We start from the raw sequence: 19,765 nt of genomic DNA on the forward strand, positions 1-19,765 counted from the left end.
ATCCTACAATTTTGCTGCGCCTGCACCGCCAAAGCCAGCGGAGTTGCCGAACTCCTGACCTACGCGAGAAGTAGGGCACGCGCGTTCCCCGCGGATTCGCAGTCGAAGAGCCCACACCATCACCCCCACCGACATCACTCCGATTACGGGCTGCACGGGTGCCCATAGATCCAGAGCACCGCTCACCCCGACCGCCACCACTACCAGTTTGTTGCATATCGGACATCCGACTGCCAACAACGACAACGCATTCGCACTGACCCCTACACGGGAAGAAACCGACGACGCCAGCCCAGTGCTCACGTATGTCGCAAGAATGAGGCCACTGAGAACTGCGGTGGCAATCCACACCGGATAGTTCCACCACAACACCGGGGTCATTCGAACGTAGAACGCAGTGTGGATGATCCCGGTGGGGATCGCCACGACCAGCGCGGCCACCGTCGCGCCCAGTAACGCGGCCACCCAACGCCGCGCCGGCCAGTCACGCATCGTCACAGTCGTCATCCCTCTCCCGGTCAGCGGATACCACCCCACCATCTACTATGAATGATAGTAGTTTGCAGGTGCGGTGAGTCGGCGTCAATCGACGCCGACTCGCCGCCCATACGGCACAGGCGTCGAGCGTCGACGCGAGCCTCAGCCGACCGTGAGGAACCGTCTACGACTGCCGATACCCGACAATGGTGACCGGCGAGGCCGGACACAGTCCCATGCGGCTCTCGCCGCGCTCCGTTTCCTTCGCTGGTGACGCAGGGAACCCACACCGACCCCAGAGGATTTCTTCTGTGCATTCTTTTTCAGGCCCGACGCGGCGTGTCCGCGCTACCCTGATCGCCTCGATCATCGTTGTTGCCGCGGCATTTTCGGTAAATGCTCCAGCTTCGGCGGACCCTGCTGCACCCCCGGTGAACGCATCCGAAGCCGTACGACAACTCGCTGAACTCAATGCGACCGCCTTCACTCTCACCGAGAGCATGTACGCCGCGCAGGACACCCTCGATCGTCGCCGCGGCGAACTGAGTACCGCAGTTCAATTCGCCCACGAGACCTCGGCGGCGGCTCGGGAAGCCGAAGTGGCCGCATCTGCCAACCGTCGAGCACTGGCCACAGCTGTCGACGCCGCGTACAAAGGTGTACCGCAATCCCCTCTCGGGGCCGTTCTGGTCGCGGACAGCCCACAGCAACTACTCGATCAGATGGTGTTGTTGGACCGGATCCTCGCCGATCGAGCCGCTGCACTCGCCGACTCGACACAGATCGACGACGAAGCGCGAGACCAGCTCGAACAAGCCCGGCAAGCACAGGCGTCCGCTGCGGTAGCCGAGGCGGACGCCGCACGTACACAACGCGACCTCGAGCAACGCCAGACCGACCTGGCCGATCAGATCGCCAAAATCACCGACCAATTCGCCGCCCTCACCGATGCGGATCGAGCTGCCATCGTCAGCCCCGGCACCACGAATCCTTCCGAGCTACCCGCCGCCGTCTCGGCTGCGAGTGGAACATCAGCGGAGGCGATGCGCATCGCCCTCGACCAACTCGGCAAACCCTATTCCTGGGGAGCTACCGGGCCGGGGTCCTTCGATTGCTCCGGACTGATCTACTTCGCCTACAAACAACTGGGACTGACCGTTCCACGCGTGGCCGCAGACCAAGCACGAGCGGGCACACCTGTCTCCCGCGAATCAGTGCAACCGGGTGACTTCATCTCTCTCTACTCACCGATCGGACACATCGGGATCTACATCGGCGACGGGAAATACGTCAACGCCCCCACCGGCGGCGACGTCGTCAAAGTCGCGCCCGTTCCCTGGGATGAAGTGACCGCAATCAACCGGCCCATCGCCACCTGATTCGATGTCCACGGTCCGGACGCCGCGACTGCGAGGAGACCGGATGCCCGTGTGGCAGACCGGTAAGATCGAACCGGTGAGGACTTCAGCCACGGAACCTATGAACCAGAAGTGGCTCCTAGGTGCTGTTTGCGCTTCGATAGTGCTGTTCGGAGTCCTTCTCATGCATTCTGCGCCGATGTCGTTCGCAACGGCGACGAGTATCGGCGAACACTCGATGACCTCGACGGTGAGCGCTCCACCTGCCGTCGACGAGCATTCGGGAGCATCATCTGCGACAGCATCGGAGAGTGGTTCCGCAGCACACTGCGGGAACGGCTGTGGCGATCACAGCTCGGTCATGCATCTGTGTCTGGCTATCATCGGTGCTGTCGCGGCGTTGGCCGTCTTACGGGCAATCGTTGTGGGCTTCGCCGGTTCTCTCGTCCACGCTGCGCGGCTGTCGGCAGTTCGTCGTCGAACCGGGCACCCGCCGCCCTGGACCATTTTCACTCTCTCCGAATTGTCTGTGCTTCGGATCTGACAGGTGACTCACCGTTGTGTGAGACACAGATGTCGACGGGTCAGTGTGCCTGTCGATCCGAACCACCCCACCATAATTTCAGGAGTTTGTTATGCGTTCGAATCGATCTACCCGTTTCACGATCGCGATAACGGCGGCTTCCGCTGTCGCCGCCGCAGTTCTCGCTGGCTGCAGCAGTAACGACGGCGAAATGAACATGCCCGGCATGTCGAGCAGCGATACACCGGCCTCGTCGTCCTCCGAGAATTCCGCCGAAGCATCGGCCGAATTCAACGATGCCGATGTCACGTTCGTCGAAGGGATGTACCCCCACCATGCACAAGCGGTGGAGATGGCTTCACTTGTCGACGGCCGAACCGAGAATGCTCAGGTCATCGAGCTGGCCCAGGCCATCGAAGCAGCTCAAGCACCGGAGATGGAGCAGATGAATGCCCTGCTCACCGCATGGGGACAGCCCGCAGCGTCCGCCGACATGGGCGGAATGGACATGGGCGGAATGGACATGGGCGGTATGGACATGGGGAGCGGTGGCATGACCGGCATGATGAGCCAGGAAGACATGGACATGTTGTCGGCCGCTAACGGAGCGGAGTTCGACTCCATGTGGCTCACCATGATGATCGAGCACCACAAGGGGGCAATCGAGATGGCTCAGATCGAGTTGGCCGACGGCTCCAATGCTGATGCCAAGGAGCTTGCCTCCACAATCATCGATGCGCAGCAGAGCGAAATCTCCACAATGGAAAGTTTGCTCGCCCAGTAACTCTCAATTCTGGGAACTATCAACCGTAGGGCGGGGCTCGGCTAATACCGAGCCCCGCCCTTCGGTTTCGAAGGACCTGGCCCTTTTAGCTGCCACACCGATCAACACGGCCCCGGAAACATGCCCTCCCCTGCTGATGCACCCGCCTGCGGGGTCCTTGGGACACGCAGATCCGCGGTAGGGACAGGGGGCGGCTCTCGGATGGGGTCATCGCGGCCCGGCGGGGGCGCGCCGTCGACAGAGAGTGGGTTCGATACCACCGGCACTGGCAGTTGGGGAGGCGTGGTCTTGCACGTGCGGCTGCTCGGTTTCCTTCTCAGATGGGTAATACAACCGAACTGACGAATTCATTGCGTATCCAGGCAATGAACAGACCCCACACCCCCGTCAGCAGGGCGACACCGACGGCGATCATGATCACTCCGCCTGCCACTTTGATTCTCTGCGAGTTCCGCCGTAGCCAGCCGACACCGCGCATCGCCGAACTCGAGCCGAACGCGAGGACCACGAACGGTAGACCGAGTCCCAGACAGTAGGCGACGATGAGAGTGACGCCGCGCGCTGCGGTTGCGCCTTCAGTTCCAGCGGCAACGGACAACACCCCGGCGAGCGTGGGGCCAAGGCACGGCGTCCAGCCGAGCGCGAACACGCCACCGAGCAGCGGCGCTCCAGCAAGAGACGAGATGGTTTGCGGCGCGAATCGAGTGTCGCGTTGGAATGCGGGAATGAACCCGATGAACGTCAAGCCCATGATGATCGTGATGGCACCGCCGACCTGCTGAAGCACCTGTTCGTTGATGCGCAGGGTGCCGATGACCCCGAAAATCGAGGCGGTGGCGAGGACGAAGACGATGGTGAAGCCGGCGACGAACAACCCCGCTGCACCTGCCACGCGCCAGCGGCTTGCCAGCTTCGGCGGTGCTTCACCAGTCGAGGCGGCGGCGAGCGACGGCACGTCGGCACCTGCGATGCCCGCCAGGTACGACAGGTAGCCCGGCACCAGGGGCACCACGCACGGTGACGCGAACGAGACCAGCCCGGCGAGCATACATGCGGCGATCGCCAGTACCAGAGGTCCGCTCGATGCCAGATTTTGGAACGTCGAGCCAACGCCGCCTTGGGCAAGAAGAACAGTCATTCGTCTGCTATCCGTTCGACGACAGGGAGCAGGTCTTCGGCGAGGAGGGCACGCATGAACACTGCCGCCACCCGGTGCTCTCGATCGAGTACCAGCGTCGAGGGAATCACGCTGGTCGGGTAGTTCCCGCCGAGGGCGATCAGCGTCCGCATCGAGGGGTCGTAGATCGAGGCGTAGGAGACATTGTTGTCGACAACGAAGTCCTGCGCTTTGTCCTTCTGCGGATCTCGAACATTGATACCGAGGAACTGCACACCGCGCTCGCGGGTTGCTTCGTAGACCTCTTCGAGGTCGTCGGCTTCGCCGCGGCAGGGGCCGCACCACTGACCCCAGAGATTGATCACGACCACCTCGCCGTCATAGTCCGACAGAGCGGTGTTCTTACCTTCCTCCATCAGATCGGGTCCGGCGAGTTCACCGATGGTTCCGCGCGTTTCGGGGGGATCGTAGACGATGTCGGTTTGACCACCGGGTGCAACGAAATCGAAGCTACCTCCGGAGGGCACGGCGTCGGCGCCTGCGGAACATCCGGAGACCAGGAGTACAACGGCAAGGATGGATGCCGTTGCCGTGGCGGGCAGACTGCTCTGTTCGCGTGTGCGAGCCCCCGTAGGGCGGCCGAGTCTCATGAAGTCGACGCCTTTGCTGCAGTACGGATCTGCGCCGATGTCTCGAACATCGTGGGATCGGTGACGCGGTCGATGCCCCAGTCTTGGCCGGTGACGAAGCTCGGGGCACTGTGACTTCCCTCTCCGGAATGCACTACGGACACGAGGCAGTCAGTTGATTCGGATCGTGGTCGTGGCTCCTGGATCCTGGTCCGGTCGATACCCGGTCGGCAACACCGGCCGGGTCGACGCGGGATTGACGCGACCGGTGCCGCATGACCTCGCCGAAGCACAGGGCGGCGGCTAGCAGGCGACATCAGTTCAAACCCGCGTACGAATGCAGTCCGGAGACCACCATGTTGATGATGAACAGGTTGAACAGCATGGCCACGAATCCGGCGATGTTGATCCACGCGGCCCGGGTGTCACGCCACCCGCTGGTGGCCCGGGCGTGCAGGTACGCGGCGTAGATGATCCACGCGATGAATGAGACCGTCTCTTTCGGGTCCCAGCCCCAGAACCGACCCCACGCGGCCTCGGCCCAGATCGCGCCGAGGATGACACCGATTCCGAACAGGGGAAACGCGAAGATGGTGGTCTTGTACGCCAGCACGTCGAGCGAGTGCGCCGAGGGGAGACGAGCGACGATCCGGCCCACTCTGCTGTCGGGGACGGCGTTGTTGTTGGGATATCGGATCCGGATCAGGAACAATGTGCTGGCTGCACCGGAGATCAGGAACACCCCGCTGCCGAGCGAGACGACGGAGACGTGCACGGGGAGCCAATACGACTGCAAGGCTGGTACGACGGGCGCCGCGTTGGCATAGAGCACAGTTCCGGCAATGAAGAGCAGGATCAAAGTCGGAACAAGGACGAACAACCATAGTGTGCGCAGTTGCTCCGAGCGCAGCACAATCAGTCCGGCAAGTATGCCGGCCGCGCATGTGACGGAGACGAATTCGTACATGTTTCCCCACGGCGGGCGGCCAGTGGCGATCCCGCGCAGGACGATCGACCCGACATGCAAAGTGAGTGCGAGCATTACCAGGGCGAGTCCCGTGCGGCCCAGGCGTTCGGACGGGGCTCTTCGCTCGGGGACCGGCACGTATCCCGGTGTCGATGATGTCGCTGCGATCAGTTGCGGATGCAGACTCGAGGCCCGGCTCAAAGTCGCTGTTCGCGTCGTTGCGAGTTGTGCGATGAACAGGATCGCGGCGAGAAGGTAGACCACAAAGGCGGTCTCGAAACTGATGTCGCTCCAGCGGGCGAGGTTGTCGTCGATCGGCATGGCGCTACACCGTTTCTGTATCGAGGGTCTCGGAGTGGTTCTTTGTCCGCGGCGTCCAGATTTCGGTGCGGAGGGTCTCGAATTCGGGTCCCCATCCGGCGTGATCGGTACGGGCGAGCCCGCCCATCTCCACGCTCGATCGGCCTGTTTCGGCCGGGAGTACACGGAACCAGACTCGACGTCGCTTGATCACCAGCGAGACCAACAGTCCGGTCATCATCGTGATCGCGAACACGAGCACCCACAACTGTGCGGGGTCGTATCCGACCTGCAGGTTGGCGAACTCCTTGGCGCCGTTGAATCGAATGTTGGTGCCGTCGGTGAGGGTCGTCGATTCACCGGGACGCAGGTTCACCCGATCCTGCTTGACAAGTCGGCCCTGGTTGATCATCTCCTGGTCCAGGGAGAAGATCGACTGGGGTATGCCGGTGTCGAGGCCGGTATCACCTTTGTAGATATCCACTGCCACAGCAGGATCGACCAAGTCCGGGAAGCGGGAGGAGAGCAGGGTTCCGTTGAATTGCGCAGTGGGAGCGAAGAGGCCCTCGATGGCGATCTGGCCGCGGCGTCGCTCATCGGCGGTGGCATAGGTCCCGCCGGGTGGATCGAAACGCAACGCCCCGCTACTCAGGAACGTGGTGGCGTCGTCGGGCCGGAACTGCAGGGCCTCGGTTCGACTCTGACCATCGGGGAAGGTCACGGTGAATTCCGGGGCGTACCCGTGGCCGGTGAGGTAGATGCGTTCATCTCCGAGCCGGAGGGGTTCGTTGACTTTGAGTTGATAGTCGCGCCAGGTGTCTGCGGCGATGTCGTCGGCGCTCTGGTAGGAGATGTTCGAGGTGAACATCTCTGCCTGGCCGTTCTCGAGGTAGTCGGCGTTGAAGTCCTTGACTCTGATGCAGAACGGCTCCAGCCCGGTTCCGTCGGTGCTGTTGCCGGCCCGGAAGGAGTCGTAGATGGCGGGCGAGGTGTTGCAGAAACCGGGCCCGTTGTCGGCGATGACGATGACCGATCCTTCGTAACCGAAGAGCTTGCCGATGGCGATGGCCGCGAGCAGACCGATCAGCGAGAAATGAAAAAGTAGGTTTCCCGCTTCGCGGGTATAGCCCTTCTCGGCGGAGAGGGTGAGCGCCCCATCGGGCTCGGGCCTAACGGCAGTACGCCACCCTCTCAAGTGGGGCGCGATGTCGTCGATGACGGTTTTCGGGCTACCGGCGAGAGCGCCCGAATGATGAAGCGGTAGTCGCGAAAGGTTTCGGGGTACGCGAACTGGCTGTGCGCGAAGGGCTTTACCGTGTTCGATCATTCGGGGAGTCAGGCAGCCGATCAACGACACAAACAGTAGGACGTAGATGGCGGTGAACCAGAAGCTTCCGAATACGTCGAACAATTCCAGCGTGTCCATGACGGCCCCGAGAGCCGGGCGCGCTGCGATGTAGGAATCAACCGCCTGGGTGTTGAGATTGCGCTGTGGCAGCAGGGCGCCTGGGATTGCTGCGATAGCGAGCAAAAACAGCAGCACCAGTGCCGTTCGCATCGAGGTCAGTTGCCGCCACCTGTTGCGCACCGCAGCGATTGCTCTGCGTAACCGTCCCTGCGATGTGAGCGCCGGGGTTTGATCAGCTGTCACACCGCCACACCCTTTCGACGATTGCATCTCAATTACTATGCAACATAGTAGTTGATGGGCCGTGTGCAGTTGTGCGCGGTAGTCGCCTGGGCGAGAGGGTAAGTGCTGCAACCACAAACGTGGTACTTGGTCCATCCGGAACGCTGCCGGGCTGCGGTTCGGTTTAGGCCGCTTTCGGCCCCACGGTAGGCGCGGATCGGTTCTTCTACTCATGCCGTCCAAACGCGTTTCATCCCGCGGAGTAATACCTGTGCGGTGAGATCAGGCACACTTGCACTAGCTGTTTTGCGTGCCGAGTACGAAGCGGCGCGGTTCCCTCTGCAGTTGATCGAGGATGTCGCGATGTCCCAACTCGATGAGCGAGCGCCACTACGACTGGCCTACGAGGATGTACTGGTCACCGTGGATCGCGCCGCCGCGCACCTGCTCGATGACGGGCCCGCCGCCCTCTGGGTCACCACGGCCCTGCGCCAACGTCGAACCCAACAATGCCTGGCAGTTGAGGGTGCGGCCCGCATGGAACGCTGGAGGCGTCACCGCACACGGTATTCGTCGCTAGCGCGGGTAGACGGCGACATGGATCTGCTATTTTCGTCGTGTGTGTCCGATTCGGTTGAGCGAGTGTATTCGCCGAATTCTGCTCTGGTCCATCATGGCGGCCACGGCAGTGGCGGTGCTGATGATGTCGCAGGTCGCACACACCACCGCAGAGCCCGGCCACGCTCCGCTGGCTGCGGTCATCGAGAGCGTCCCGGAAATCGAGCACACGTCGGCGCCGGAGCAGGACGAGGGGATCGGCGGTAGCGCGTCCAGTCATCACGACAATCACGGATCCCTGATCGGGTCCGTCCACATAGCGGTGGCGATCCTTGCGCTAGGGCTGGCAATGTTGCTGCGCCGGACCGGATGGACAGTGCTACTGCACCAGCTTCGAGGTCTACAGGCATCGAGATCGTCGCCAACTGAGAGGTCGGTCTCTCCCCCTGCGCCGATGTCCGTGCTCGACGCGGCATGCCTTCTGAGGGTGTGAGAGGTCTGCGTTTGCGCAGATCGGTCCACCTTTCTTCTCGCGCGCCGCCTCCGCGGTGAGGGCGCGAGCCTGCCTCGTCGAGGACAACGCCATGCATATCTTCTTCAACGTTTCATCGTCTACGCCGCACCTTTGTTTCCCTCATCCCAACCCCGCCGCGCCTCCTCCCGGAGTCGCGATCGTCCTTCGCGAGGCCGGGCCGCACGATCTACCGCAGAGCGCGCAGTTGCACCTCGACGAGCTACCGATTGGCCTGTTCCCCGAGCTGGGAGCACGGTTCCTGCGCCGGTGGCACCGCAGCTTCGTCAACCGACGACACGCCATCGCTCTTGTCGCAACCGATAGCGAAGGCGCCGTCGTCGGATTCCTCCTCGGCACCCTCGATCACCATGCCCATATCGGTGATCTACTGCGCGAGAAGATGACCGTGCTGCCGTTGGCTGCACACGCCGGTGCGGCGATGGCAGTCCGCCCGCGCACCGCCATGCGGTTCGTTCGTACGCGTCTTCGCCCCTGGTGCAGAGCGGTGGCGCGCGCTCGGCCCATCCCACTGCCGAACGGCGAACCTCAGACTCCCCCGGCCGACAGTGTCGCCGTCGTCGTTGCGATAGCGGTGAGCCCACGGGTGCGAGGGATCGGAGTGGGTGCACAGTTGCTCGACTGGTTCGAATCCGACTCTGCGCGGGCAGGTGCACGTTGCGCCGAGCTGTCCACCGATCTCGGGGTGGCCGACAATGCAGGCGGCTTCTACGAGCGCCTCGGATGGCAGAAAAGCGGAAACCGTCTCGATCGAGATGGCCGGACCATGCAGACCTACCGGCGAGAGCTAGACGGCCGCTGCGGCCGTGCTCCGCTCCCCTTGTCGGTCCCACCAACCCGGACGACCGCGAGCACTGCCCCGTCGACAGAAACGAGACGATGATGTCAAGCACCCGACGAACGGTGTTCGAACTCGTGGGATGCACTGCGCTCGCAGGCGTGCTGCTTGCAGGAGTGTTGTTCCCCATCGTCGGTGGCCTGGGATACGTCTCGAACCGCGCCGCTGACACCGACGACAACGTTTCCGGCGAACTCGCCGAGGGCGTAGTTCCTGCCATCTCGACGATGACGGACGTGGCAGGCAACCCGATCGCGTGGCTATACGAGCAACGCCGTTCCGAAGTGCCGAGCGCGAAGATCTCCAACGAGATGAAGCTTGCGATCGTCTCCGTCGAGGACCGGCGCTTCGCAGAACACCAGGGCGTGGACTGGCAGGGAACGTTGCGAGCGTTCTTGACCAACACCACCAGCGGGCAGGTCGAGCAGGGCGCATCGACACTCGATCAGCAGTACGTGAAGAACTATCAATTACTGGTCGTCGCTGACACCGACGCCGAGCGGCGTGCCGCGATCGAGACCACGCCGGCTCGCAAGATCCGCGAGATCCGAATGGCGTTGTCCTTGGACAGAGAATTGACCAAAGACGAGACATTGACCCGCTATCTGAACCTGGTTCCGTTCGGCAATGCCTCGTTCGGCATCCAAGACGCCGCGCAAACCTACTTCGGTGTCGATGCCAGCGAGTTAACGGCGACGCAATCAGCGATGCTGGCAGGGATGGTTCAGTCCAGTTCGGCACTGAACCCGTACACCAACGTCGAGGGAGTCACAAGCCGCCGAAACCTTGTCTTGGACAACATGATCGAAACCATCCCGAACCGAGCCGCAGAATTCGAGGCCGCCAAATCCGAGCCATTGGGGGTGCTGGCCGAGCCCAACACCCTCCCACGTGGATGCATCGCCGCCGGTGATCGAGGGTTCTTCTGCGACTACGCACTCCAATATCTTGAGGACGCCGGTATCAGCCGCGAGCAGATCGACGAGGGCGGTTATCTGATCAAAACGACTCTCGACCCGGCGGTGCAGAACTCGACCCAGGCCGCACTGACCGCGAACACAGATCCCGACCTCGACGGTGTCGCCACCGTGATGAATGTCGTCGCACCCGGACAGGACGAACACCGCATCCTCGCCATGGGCAGTAGTCGCACCTACGGACTCGATGCCGACGCCGACGAAACGGTTCAGCCGCAACCGTATTCACTCGTAGGCAACGGCGCCGGGTCGATCTTCAAGATATTCACCACTGCCGCCGCGATGGAACGCGGACTCGGCACCAACGCCACACTGCAGGTTCCCCGGCGCGTCGAGGTCAGGGGGTTGGGCGACGGCGGCGCGCGTAACTGCCCGGCGGGCGCTTACTGCGTGGAGAACGTCGGAAACTACCCACCGGCGCTGACGGTCACCGACGCACTGGCGCAATCACCGAACACGGCGTTCGTGAAGTTGCTCGAGTCCGTCGGTGTCACACCGACAGTCGACATGGCAGTGCGGCTAGGGCTTCGCTCCTACACCCTCCCCGGCTCGTCTGGATTCGACGAGCAGAGCATGGCCGACCTCCAGAAAGAGCAAAGCCTCGGCTCGTTCACACTCGGACCTACCTGGGTCAACCCGCTCGAGCTGTCCAACGTCGCAGCTACCCTCGCCTCGGGAGGTACTTGGTGCCCGCCGAACCCGATCGACTCCATCTCCGACCGCGAGGGTGTAGCTGTACCGGTCACACAACAAGCGTGCGAGCAGGTCGTCGAACCCGGCCTGGCCAACACACTCGCCAACGCGATGAGCAAGGACGACCAACCCGGAGGAACCTCGGCATCGGCGGCCGGGTCCGTGGGCTGGACGCTGCCGATGTCCGGGAAAACCGGCACTACCGAATCCAACCGATCCTCGGGCTTCCTCGGCTTCACCAACCGCTACGCCGCCGCCGTCTACACCTACGGTGACTCACCGACACCGGGCCAGATCTGCTCCTTCCCACTGCGGCCCTGCAGCTCCGGGAACCTCTACGGCGGTAACGAACCCGCACGAACCTGGTACGACGCGATGGACCCAATCGCCACGAACTTCGGCCCCATCGAGCTGCCACCGGTCGACGACAAATACGTCCGCGGCTCCGCCAACGGCCAAGTACCTGAGGTCAGCGGCATGAGCCAGTCGTCGGCCACATCGAGATTGGAAGCAGCAGGATTCTAGGTGACCGTCGTCACCACCACCGGTCAGGGCGCTCGCGGTACCGCTACCGGCACATCCCCATCCGGCGCGGCGATCCCGGGATCGCTGATCACGCTGTACATCAGTGACGGCTCCCCCGCCCCCGACCGCACGCCCACGCCAGCGCCGCCCAGTATCGACATTCCCGGCCTGCCGCTACCGCCGCCGCGGTGATCACCCACGACACTCACCCTTGAGACCCCCGCGCACGAAAGGAAACGCCATCACAGTCAGCCGTCGACAACTGCTCACAGCCGCAGCGGTTTTGCCGCTCACAGTCAGCTGCACCATCAACACCGCCGACAGACAATCCCCCAGCCTCGCACCGAGCAGTAACGCATCTCCCGCACGGTCCCCGGCCGTGAGCGCACCGAGCAGTCGATCATCGGCCCCGGTGAATCCGGGGCGGTGGATGCCGACAGCTGGCGAAGTGATGCCCGAGATCAAACGCGCAGCGACGAGCTTCCTCGAAGCAGGTGGCAGCTGGAGCGAGGGAGGAGGAGTACTCGACAGCTTGCGCACCGCAGGGGTATCGCTCGAAGTCGCGGCGACGGCAGCACTGCTTCAACCCGACGAGGCCCTCGCCAGCACCCTGCGAGTGGTGTATCCGCAGTACGCCGGAATCGGTCCAGAGAGTGCTGCAGTGATCGTGCTGTTCGACCAACTCCTACAACGCCCCACGCTCGCGCAGCCGGCTGAGACGACCCGGCAGATGGCACTCGATATCCGGCTCAAGCGCGACATCGCCGCTGGCGCGGCCTGGACGGTGGAAAAGATCAACCCTTTGACCTCTCTTGGGTCCCCAGTACCACTGACCGCCGCTGCGTCGTCGGTGCTGAGCAGCCCTCGCATCACGCTCTCCGAGCCTGCACGACTCGACATCGGAACCGGACGCATCAACAACAATGTGCTCCAGATCATGCTCGGACTTGCCGATCGATTCACCTACGCAGTGCAGGTGATGCACACCGGTCACATCCAGACCGTCTTCCCGCACCCGCGCTTGTCCAACCACGCAGTGGGACGAGCGGTGGACATCCGAGAAATCAACGGTCGGCGCGTTGTCGACGATCCCTTCAACAACCCAACGATCTCCGAATTCGTCACTGCGGCAGCCCTACTGGGCGCAACCGAGGTCGGAGGTCCGACCGACCTCAACGGTGACCGTCCAGGATTCTTCACCGACGACGTGCACAGCGACCACGTCCACGTCGGCATCACCCCGGGCGACGCACCGGCGCATCTGCGATGACACCGAACCGGATGGGCACTTCGGCCTGACCTGCCCGAAATACTATGCTGGTTAGTAGTTGAGTGCTCGCCACGGCGAGGCGGGTGAAGGTGTCGGAATTGTTCGCACTCAGCCGATACCGATCGTCGGTGCGATGTCGCTGCCACGGCTGTTCGCCGCCGAACGATCCGCGCTCGTACATCGCCTCAGTGATTGGAGATTAAGTGAATGGAGATGAAGGTCGATGCGTCTACGTCGTCCCGCACATACCGCCCGAGCAGTCACGTCCACCTCAGCCGCCGTATCCGGTCATGTTCACCGCGCCTGACCGGGAGATCACTTGGCGTTGACGCTCAAGCGATTACATCACCGAGCCCTCATCGACAGAACGAGAACCGCACTTTATGTCCATCTCGCTTTCCCGCATCCTGCTGCCGTCTCTGATCGCAGCTCTGTCCCTCGTTGGATGTTCCGCTCCGGCAGCGACTGACGGCGCGGCCGATCCGGCAGTGGTCGACTTCACCTCCTCACTGGCTCATGTGCACGGATTGCACGTCAACGCCGATGGCACCGTCCTCGCTGGTAGCCACACAGGACTCTTCGCCATCGGTTCGTCCGGAAACCTGACCAGGGTCGGCTCTTCCGACGATGACTTCATGGGTTTGTCGGGTGTACCGGCCACCGATACCCTCTTCACCTCCGGTCATCCCGGCGAATCCAGCACGGCGGCGAACCCACTGGGACTGCGTAGCAGCAATGACGGCGGAATGTCGTGGTCGGATCGGTCACTGGAGGGACAAGTCGACTTCCACGCGCTGGCTGCCGATGGACGCATCCTCGTCGGATTCGATGGCAGTACCGGTCTACTCGTCTCCGCCGACAGCGGCTCCACCTGGACTCCCGGCGCCGCTGCGCCCGCGGCGTCGTTGGCGATTACGAGCTCCGGAGTATGGGCGGTGACACCTGATGGACTTCAGCACAGCACCGACACGGCCCGAACATTCTCTCCTGTCCTCGACGCACCGAACTTGGTATTGCTCGCCGGTGCCGGCGATGCACTGTGGGGGATCGACACCGACGGATACGCCTGGCGTAGTCGCAACGGCGCCGATTGGCAGAAGCGTTCCGCAACCGGGTCCGTCGAGGCATTGACCGCGGTCGACTACGACACCGCCTACGCAGCCAGCCCCCAGGCGTTGTACACACTGACGTAACTCGGCCCGGTCGAGACCAGCCCGACAACAGATAGCGACATTTCGACGCGACCGCAGGCGGTCACCCGCGCGGCTGATGCGGGCGCTTGCCGCTGTTGAGCGGCTTACTCCCTCTTCCTCCCCTGGGGTTCGGCCCGCCACGAGATCCCGCGATGACACCGGGGTCCGACTCCGAGATATCCAGGAATGAGGACAACCGAAATACTTGGCGTAGAGATTCCGAGGCCGTACTGGATGCTGTCATGCAGGTGTGCCGAAATGGGAGCCCTGTTCGGTGTAGTCATGGTTCGCGGACGGTTGGCGTTGATCCGATTGCCGACGATGTGTCTGGTCGCGTTCATGGCGTGTGGGTTCAGGTTGCTAATCGTCTGGCTCCTCTGCGTGATCGGCCCTCGGCGTGGGCATTCGAGTGGGACTTGACCTCAGGGGTGGCCCGGCGCAGCCCGATCGTGAGCGCGACTCAGACGTGGGCTGAGCTCGGCGTTGATCTGAGTCGGCCGATTCCGGATGGTTTGGCGAAGCTGGATCTTGGGGACGCCACAGCATCGGTGCTGGCGCAGCTCGTTTCCGGTGGGCCGGGAACTGTGCTCCAAGAGGTCGGTGTGGAATGCCGTCCATCGGGTGCACATCGGCGTATGCAGTTCACGGCACACTTTCTCCACGACGGCATCGGCCCTACTGGTGAACCTCATCGGGTTGTTCGGGGAGTGTCTGTGGATATTGGTCCTTCGGAGGGTACTGAACACATCGATCGACGTAACGCGGGTCTGGATACGCTGGTTGCACGGTCGCTGTCCGATCCCTCGGAGTATCGCGCGATCGCTGACCCCGATTCACTTCAGCTTTTGTACTGGTATGGCGACGCTCCGACTGGCATTGCATGGCAAACAAGCCACTTACCCGGCGCTAAACCGGTTCTACACCCCGGTGACATTCCTGATGCAATCCGAATCGGACAATCCTTGAAAGTTGCGCAAGCCGGGGCTGTGGAATCGGCCGAATTTCGTTTTCTGACACCATATTCGGATTATGTCGCGGTGTCGGTGTCTGCGAGAGCTATCGACCTCGATGACCGCTCCAGAGCAATCCTGGTGACGCTCCGACCACAGGTTCCGTAATTTCTGTTTCCGTTGCCAAGACAAGCCAGCTGTTGGTAGCGTTTGCCTACGCTCACCGAGCGCCTGTGGCACGCACCTTGTAGTAGTCGGGGCGGCCTCCACGTCTTTTTCGGACGTTCCACTCTCCTGCCCGAATTCTGCCTGACGCTGCTTTTAAGCGTAATGGCGTCTGGGCAGACGGACCTTACGAGGAATCAGTGCGGAAGAAAGTCGTGAAGAAGCCAGCAGTTCGCTCGTTCGCAAGGTTGTTGGCTACTGGTCTTACCTGCTTGGTCGTCATCGCGGCACCTAGCGTCACCGCCAGCGCGCAACCAGTCGAGCCCAGCCCCTCGGGGGGCGACTCCGCTCCGGTGGAGGTTCAGGTGCCGTCGATAAACGAGGCGCGCCGGGCGACATAGAGGGCACTCCACCTGGCCAGAATGCGCCTCCAGTCGAGGTGCCACCGGACTCCGGAGCGACGACCACCTCAGGTCAGAAGGTGGTCGAAAAGCGGAGTTCTCGCGAAGTGACCGACCCTGCCGAAGCGGAGGAAATTGCACAAAGGCTGACACAGAAGCATGCCGAGGAGTCGGGTATATCTGCACGCCAATCCGGTCCTATATGTTTCCAAACACGTTTTCAGTCGTGCAAAACATATTCGACCATCGTCGAGCAATTCATTCAACCCAATTTCCCTAACGGCCCGTTGGAGCCGATCGGAAACTGGGTCATCGACGTCACTCTCCAGGTCCGTAGCCCTCTTCAGACACAGACCAAAGAAAACGTGATCCAATTCTACGGCGATGTCTCGTCGATTTCTCCAACAACCACCATTCCGGGTACGTACTCTTTCCAACTCGTTGTTCTCGATCTCGCCAACGACAGCACCACTACCTATCCCGCCTACGTTTTTCCGATGGTCATCGGAGGGACTGGGTACCAGCAGTACGAGCATTATGTGACGAGAAACGCGACAAACGCGTTCGACAAGCGAACGCTTCAATTCATATACATTGGAGACTCGCCGGCGAACGACTTGGATGGTACTCCCGTTCGCACGCGCACCACCGGCCAGCAATTCAGGTGTGATGCTGCTCAATCAGTCAACTACGGCACCGGCTGCGTCAACCCGAACGAGAAGCCGACTGTCCAGTACACCCAAGCAGCGTTCCCGAACATATCTCAGACAGTTAAGGCTGGCCAGGCTGCCTTTGGTTTCGGAATTCCTGGTACTGGCGCGCCGCTGACTCGTGGAAATTCTGCTGACAATCAGGCAAATCGGGACGCCGCATGCCCACGGTCGTCACAACAGCGGTTGGATCTACTCGGCGAGAAACCTCTCAACATGAAAGACCCATCCTGCGATGAATACCCTTTCGCATCGACCGTGCAGGGCGGCTACGGGTCGACCGTCCGATGGGTCCCTCTTACCGAGAACAATAAACAAGGCACCCTTATGGTCGAATTTTACCGCGGGAACAGAGTGATGCCCGGTGACGACTACTTCGTTTCGGCAATCGGCTGAACGAGCCCGTTTCATCTTCAGAATCCGATAAAAGGTACCCAACGGAAAGGCCTCGAACATGAGAACTCGACCACTACGTAAAACAGCTACCATCGCCGCCCTGCTAGGAGCGTTGGTGCTCGCCGCTCCAGGCGCTGCTAGCGCGGACGTTGTCACCGGTTGGGTCGGCCCAGCAGGAAGTAACGGCGCAGGTGTTCAGTTCCTGAACACCTCCACAATCATCAATTCGCCCAACCTGACCGCACAGTCGAAGATCTACTCTGTCTTCGGCCAGCAGGTCGCACCCGGTGACATCGGCGTGCGAGCTCGACTGTTCAAGAGCGGAGCATTGTGTGAGGCTGTCGGCTACAAGTACAGCTCCACCGGTACAGCTTCACTGACACTGGGCACGACCGCGACCTGCGGGACAGGTTCGTACAACAGTCACGGTTTCACTGCGGTATGGGATGGAAGCAAATACCGCGAAGCCCTGACTTTCCCGAGCAACCCGCTGGACTGGACCGCCCCGGCTGCCCGGTCCGCGACCACCTCCGAGTCCGAAACGACCACTGTCGAGTCGGGAACCAATGCAGCGGGTCAATCCTTCGGACCGGGCGACACCGCACCGTCCGACGCGGAATTGCCCGACCTCGTCGCTGCGATCGGCACCGACGGAGTGCAGGGATACATCCTCAAGCAGGACCTCGACAGCGGAGCCACGTCGCCGGCCGAAGCTTCTAAGCTGCGCAAGCAGAACATCGACGGCACCGAGGTGTTCGGATCTGCCCCTAAGACTGTTCCCGTGTACGCGGAGGACGGAACGACTCAGGTCAGCGAGTTCGCGATTTCCTGACACCGTCGATGGCCGGTCCCGGCGTTCTCGGGGCCGGCCATCGAGCTGCGGTTATGCCGGGCGTCGCCGTGGGGCGGGTTGCGGCGGATAGAAGACTTTCATCGCGGCCTGTAGATCCAAACTCGATGGATCCAAGAAGATCGTCCAGTAACTGTCGATCAGGGGCAGATGAATGCCATACCCCCTCCCCCCGTGCTCGAGGACTTCCAACATTTCGTCGCGACCGACTTTTAGATCAGGTCGGTGGGTTTGACCAGCCAATACGGTGTATGTGTCGTACAAATCATTATTGAGTCTCGCGGTCAGGGTGGGTGCGTGGTTCGCCTCGAGATCTTGTCGTAGTTGCTGAACGACTGGTGTCTCCTCTGCGCGGTTTGCAGCACCGACCAAATCCTCATGGTTCACGCTCCGTTCCGCCGGAAGCGGCTCCGCGGGTGTACCGCGGTACACCCCGTCAGGGTCGGCCTGGGAGCGCAGCTCGTCGAAACTCAGGTTTGCTATGGACAGGTTGTTCTCCACCACCGCGAGTCGACTGGGAATCACGCGGAACGAGGCAGGTGCGACGCCTTCTGCAATATCGAGGACGAGAACGGGATGCTCGGGCTGTTCACACGCTTGTCGGTCGACCACAAACACGTAATACGGCGGTGGTGACGGGATCAATTCGGCAAGATCGGTTGGTGTCAGGTCACTGAACTCGCTGTCGTCGACCACGGTAAGGAAAGCCTGTGCCTCGGTTCCGTCGGCTTGTCGGTGAGAAGCTTGGGCATCAGCTGCAATCTGCTGCCAGACATCGTCGGCGGCGAAATGGGTACGAACGAGCAGGGATTGACCTTCCGGGAGAGTAGGCATAGCTCGACACTACCTCTCCGGCCTGTCATCGGACGGCCAGTTGCTTTGTCTCGCTGAGTAACCCGCACATATAAGCTTTAGTCAGCGTTCATACGTTCGGCAGCTGACGGGGACGGATATTCAACTGCGCTGGTGAGCGCGTCAAGACCACCCACTGCGGTGTTGTTCCCGTTGATGGAACGTCTGGCGGCGTGGTGTAGCTGCGTCAGAGCGATTGCGCGGGCGGTCATCTCGGCGATTTCGGCGGGTAGTGGTGGTCCGTCGATGGTTCGGATTCTCATGGCTTCGAGTGTGGCATCGGGTACCGACAGATTGTGTTGCGCTGCAACGGGTTGAAGCCTGAACCGCGCGTGCACGAGCGGCCCGTCTGCGCTGTGGTCGGGGTGTAGCAGTGCGGAGCGCAGCGGAGTTCGATTCGGCGGACGCCCGCAGGGTGGCCCGACCCTGCTCCCTCACGCTTTCCCGATCCCAGGCAATGGAGAAGGCCCGCACCCGGTGTGGGGTGCGGGCCTTTCGGTCTACGGGCTGTGAGCCGGTGTCAGGGCTGTTCGGCTGGTGGGGTGGTCGGGCGCCCTTCGGCGGCGTCACGGATCCACTGGGGTACCTCGAGGCCGTCGCGTTCGTACAACGCGACCGATGCCCGTGCTGCGGCCCGCGCGACCTGTGGTCGGGCTGCGGTGGTGCGCTTCTCGGTGGTGGTCATCGTGGGTCCTCCTGCTCGTTCTGGTTGTCAGTGTCCTCGGTTTGTGCCGGTGACGCCAGTGCTCGCCACAATGCCCGGGTCGCGACGGCGCGCAGGACGTCTCGTTCGGTTCGGGTGATGAGCGGCGAGTCGGTCACCGGTGTGTAGATGTCCCATCCCAGGGCGGCTTCGGCTTCGTTGTCGCTGGTGGTGCGTTCGAGGCACCAGGTGATTCGTTGCCAGGCTTGGGCGCGTTTGTCGGCCACGGTGCGTTGGCGGACGGTCAGGGCGACGCCGACGACGGCGAGGACACCGACGATCAGGGTGACCCAGGCTTGAGCGGGCATCAGGGGCTTTCCTTCCAGGGGGGTGCGGAGTTGGTGCCCCAGTGCCGTGATGCGGCACT

Annotated in this window: 22 protein-coding genes and 1 pseudogene; 12 read left to right on the forward strand and 11 right to left on the reverse strand. The window is 62.2% G+C overall.

Annotation, left to right across the window (positions count from 1 at the left end; genetic code table 11):
- Positions 1–3: 3 nt before the first annotated feature.
- Positions 4–507, reverse strand: coding sequence for a hypothetical protein (locus tag ACOQFP_RS24490; protein ID WP_176457804.1), 504 nt, complete (start codon positions 505–507; stop codon positions 4–6).
- Positions 508–908: 401 nt separating this feature from the next.
- On the opposite strand from ACOQFP_RS24490, the gene ACOQFP_RS24495 reads away from it, so the two are divergent.
- From ACOQFP_RS24495 to ACOQFP_RS24505, 3 genes are all read left to right on the forward strand, one after another.
- On the forward strand, positions 909–1,856 hold the full coding sequence (locus ACOQFP_RS24495) for an NlpC/P60 family protein (RefSeq protein WP_032375702.1): 948 nt from the start codon (positions 909–911) through the stop codon (positions 1,854–1,856).
- A 100-nt stretch (positions 1,857–1,956) separates the two neighbouring features.
- A complete protein-coding gene (locus ACOQFP_RS24500) occupies positions 1,957–2,379 on the forward strand; it encodes a DUF6153 family protein (RefSeq protein ID WP_353806439.1) in 423 nt (140 codons plus the stop codon).
- A gap of 205 nt (positions 2,380–2,584) precedes the next feature.
- A complete protein-coding gene (locus tag ACOQFP_RS24505; RefSeq protein ID WP_308051299.1) occupies positions 2,585–3,142 on the forward strand; it encodes a DUF305 domain-containing protein in 558 nt (185 codons plus the stop codon).
- Between the two features lie 316 nt (positions 3,143–3,458).
- On the opposite strand, the gene ACOQFP_RS24510 is transcribed toward ACOQFP_RS24505, so the two are convergent.
- From ACOQFP_RS24510 to ACOQFP_RS24520, 3 genes are read right to left on the reverse strand one after another with little or no spacing between them, the layout of a single operon-like run.
- Entirely contained in the window at positions 3,459–4,280 is an 822-nt protein-coding gene (locus tag ACOQFP_RS24510) for a cytochrome c biogenesis CcdA family protein (RefSeq protein WP_032375700.1), read from the reverse strand.
- Complete coding sequence (locus ACOQFP_RS24515; protein ID WP_080736598.1) at positions 4,277–4,909, reverse strand: TlpA disulfide reductase family protein; 633 nt, start codon at positions 4,907–4,909, stop codon at positions 4,277–4,279. Before ACOQFP_RS24515 ends, ACOQFP_RS24510 begins: the two co-directional genes overlap by 4 nt.
- Entirely contained in the window at positions 4,906–5,052 is a 147-nt protein-coding gene (locus ACOQFP_RS24520; RefSeq protein WP_155288776.1) for a hypothetical protein, read from the reverse strand. Before ACOQFP_RS24520 ends, ACOQFP_RS24515 begins: the two co-directional genes overlap by 4 nt.
- Positions 5,053–5,063: 11 nt before the next feature.
- Between ACOQFP_RS24520 and ACOQFP_RS24525 the strand changes: the two genes are divergently transcribed.
- A complete protein-coding gene (locus ACOQFP_RS24525; protein WP_080733457.1) occupies positions 5,064–5,195 on the forward strand; it encodes a DUF3703 domain-containing protein in 132 nt (43 codons plus the stop codon).
- 9 nt (positions 5,196–5,204) lie between these two features.
- Here the strand turns inward: ACOQFP_RS24525 and ccsB are convergent, their stop codons facing one another.
- From ccsB to ACOQFP_RS24540, 3 genes are all read right to left on the reverse strand, one after another.
- Positions 5,205–6,176 (reverse strand): c-type cytochrome biogenesis protein CcsB, encoded by a 972-nt coding sequence (gene ccsB, locus ACOQFP_RS24530; RefSeq protein WP_206498882.1) that lies wholly within the window; start codon positions 6,174–6,176, stop codon positions 5,205–5,207.
- A 4-nt stretch (positions 6,177–6,180) separates the two neighbouring features.
- Positions 6,181–7,833 (reverse strand): cytochrome c biogenesis protein ResB, encoded by a 1,653-nt coding sequence (resB, locus tag ACOQFP_RS24535; protein ID WP_052061714.1) that lies wholly within the window; start codon positions 7,831–7,833, stop codon positions 6,181–6,183.
- A gap of 342 nt (positions 7,834–8,175) precedes the next feature.
- Positions 8,176–8,343, reverse strand: a complete 168-nt coding sequence (locus tag ACOQFP_RS24540; RefSeq protein WP_155288775.1) for a hypothetical protein — start codon at positions 8,341–8,343, stop codon at positions 8,176–8,178.
- A 115-nt stretch (positions 8,344–8,458) separates the two neighbouring features.
- Between ACOQFP_RS24540 and ACOQFP_RS24545 the strand changes: the two genes are divergently transcribed.
- From ACOQFP_RS24545 to ACOQFP_RS24580, 8 genes and pseudogenes are all read left to right on the forward strand, one after another.
- The gene (locus tag ACOQFP_RS24545) at positions 8,459–8,836 is read left to right on the forward strand and encodes a hypothetical protein (protein ID WP_155288774.1); all 378 of its coding nucleotides are present in this window, start codon (positions 8,459–8,461) and stop codon (positions 8,834–8,836) included.
- A gap of 91 nt (positions 8,837–8,927) precedes the next feature.
- Complete coding sequence (locus ACOQFP_RS24550; protein ID WP_363799451.1) at positions 8,928–9,758, forward strand: GNAT family N-acetyltransferase; 831 nt, start codon at positions 8,928–8,930, stop codon at positions 9,756–9,758.
- Positions 9,758–12,100, forward strand: a pseudogene (locus ACOQFP_RS24555) (transglycosylase domain-containing protein). Before ACOQFP_RS24550 ends, ACOQFP_RS24555 begins: the two are co-directional and overlap by 1 nt.
- A 238-nt stretch (positions 12,101–12,338) precedes the next feature.
- Positions 12,339–13,178, forward strand: coding sequence for a hypothetical protein (locus ACOQFP_RS24560; RefSeq protein WP_094656082.1), 840 nt, complete (start codon positions 12,339–12,341; stop codon positions 13,176–13,178).
- A 383-nt stretch (positions 13,179–13,561) separates the two neighbouring features.
- Complete coding sequence (locus tag ACOQFP_RS24565; protein ID WP_032401329.1) at positions 13,562–14,371, forward strand: F510_1955 family glycosylhydrolase; 810 nt, start codon at positions 13,562–13,564, stop codon at positions 14,369–14,371.
- A 449-nt stretch (positions 14,372–14,820) separates the two neighbouring features.
- Positions 14,821–15,489, forward strand: a complete 669-nt coding sequence (locus ACOQFP_RS24570; RefSeq protein WP_141215302.1) for a hypothetical protein — start codon at positions 14,821–14,823, stop codon at positions 15,487–15,489.
- A gap of 505 nt (positions 15,490–15,994) precedes the next feature.
- Entirely contained in the window at positions 15,995–16,993 is a 999-nt protein-coding gene (locus ACOQFP_RS24575; RefSeq protein ID WP_363799449.1) for a NucA/NucB deoxyribonuclease domain-containing protein, read from the forward strand.
- A gap of 58 nt (positions 16,994–17,051) precedes the next feature.
- Positions 17,052–17,825, forward strand: a complete 774-nt coding sequence (locus ACOQFP_RS24580) for a hypothetical protein (protein ID WP_141216253.1) — start codon at positions 17,052–17,054, stop codon at positions 17,823–17,825.
- 51 nt (positions 17,826–17,876) lie between these two features.
- On the opposite strand, the gene ACOQFP_RS24585 is transcribed toward ACOQFP_RS24580, so the two are convergent.
- The 4 genes from ACOQFP_RS24585 to ACOQFP_RS24600 form a co-directional block, all read right to left on the reverse strand.
- A complete protein-coding gene (locus tag ACOQFP_RS24585; protein ID WP_052061711.1) occupies positions 17,877–18,677 on the reverse strand; it encodes a DUF6924 domain-containing protein in 801 nt (266 codons plus the stop codon).
- Between the two features lie 77 nt (positions 18,678–18,754).
- A complete protein-coding gene (locus ACOQFP_RS24590; RefSeq protein WP_141215061.1) occupies positions 18,755–18,958 on the reverse strand; it encodes a hypothetical protein in 204 nt (67 codons plus the stop codon).
- Between the two features lie 257 nt (positions 18,959–19,215).
- Complete coding sequence (locus tag ACOQFP_RS24595) at positions 19,216–19,380, reverse strand: hypothetical protein (RefSeq protein WP_155288773.1); 165 nt, start codon at positions 19,378–19,380, stop codon at positions 19,216–19,218.
- Entirely contained in the window at positions 19,377–19,706 is a 330-nt protein-coding gene (locus tag ACOQFP_RS24600; protein WP_032401360.1) for a hypothetical protein, read from the reverse strand. Before ACOQFP_RS24600 ends, ACOQFP_RS24595 begins: the two co-directional genes overlap by 4 nt.
- Positions 19,707–19,765 lie beyond the last annotated feature (59 nt).

Source organism: Rhodococcus sp. MALMAid1271, assembly GCF_049195265.1.
In the GTDB taxonomy this organism is placed as follows: Bacteria; Actinomycetota; Actinomycetes; order Mycobacteriales; family Mycobacteriaceae; genus Rhodococcoides.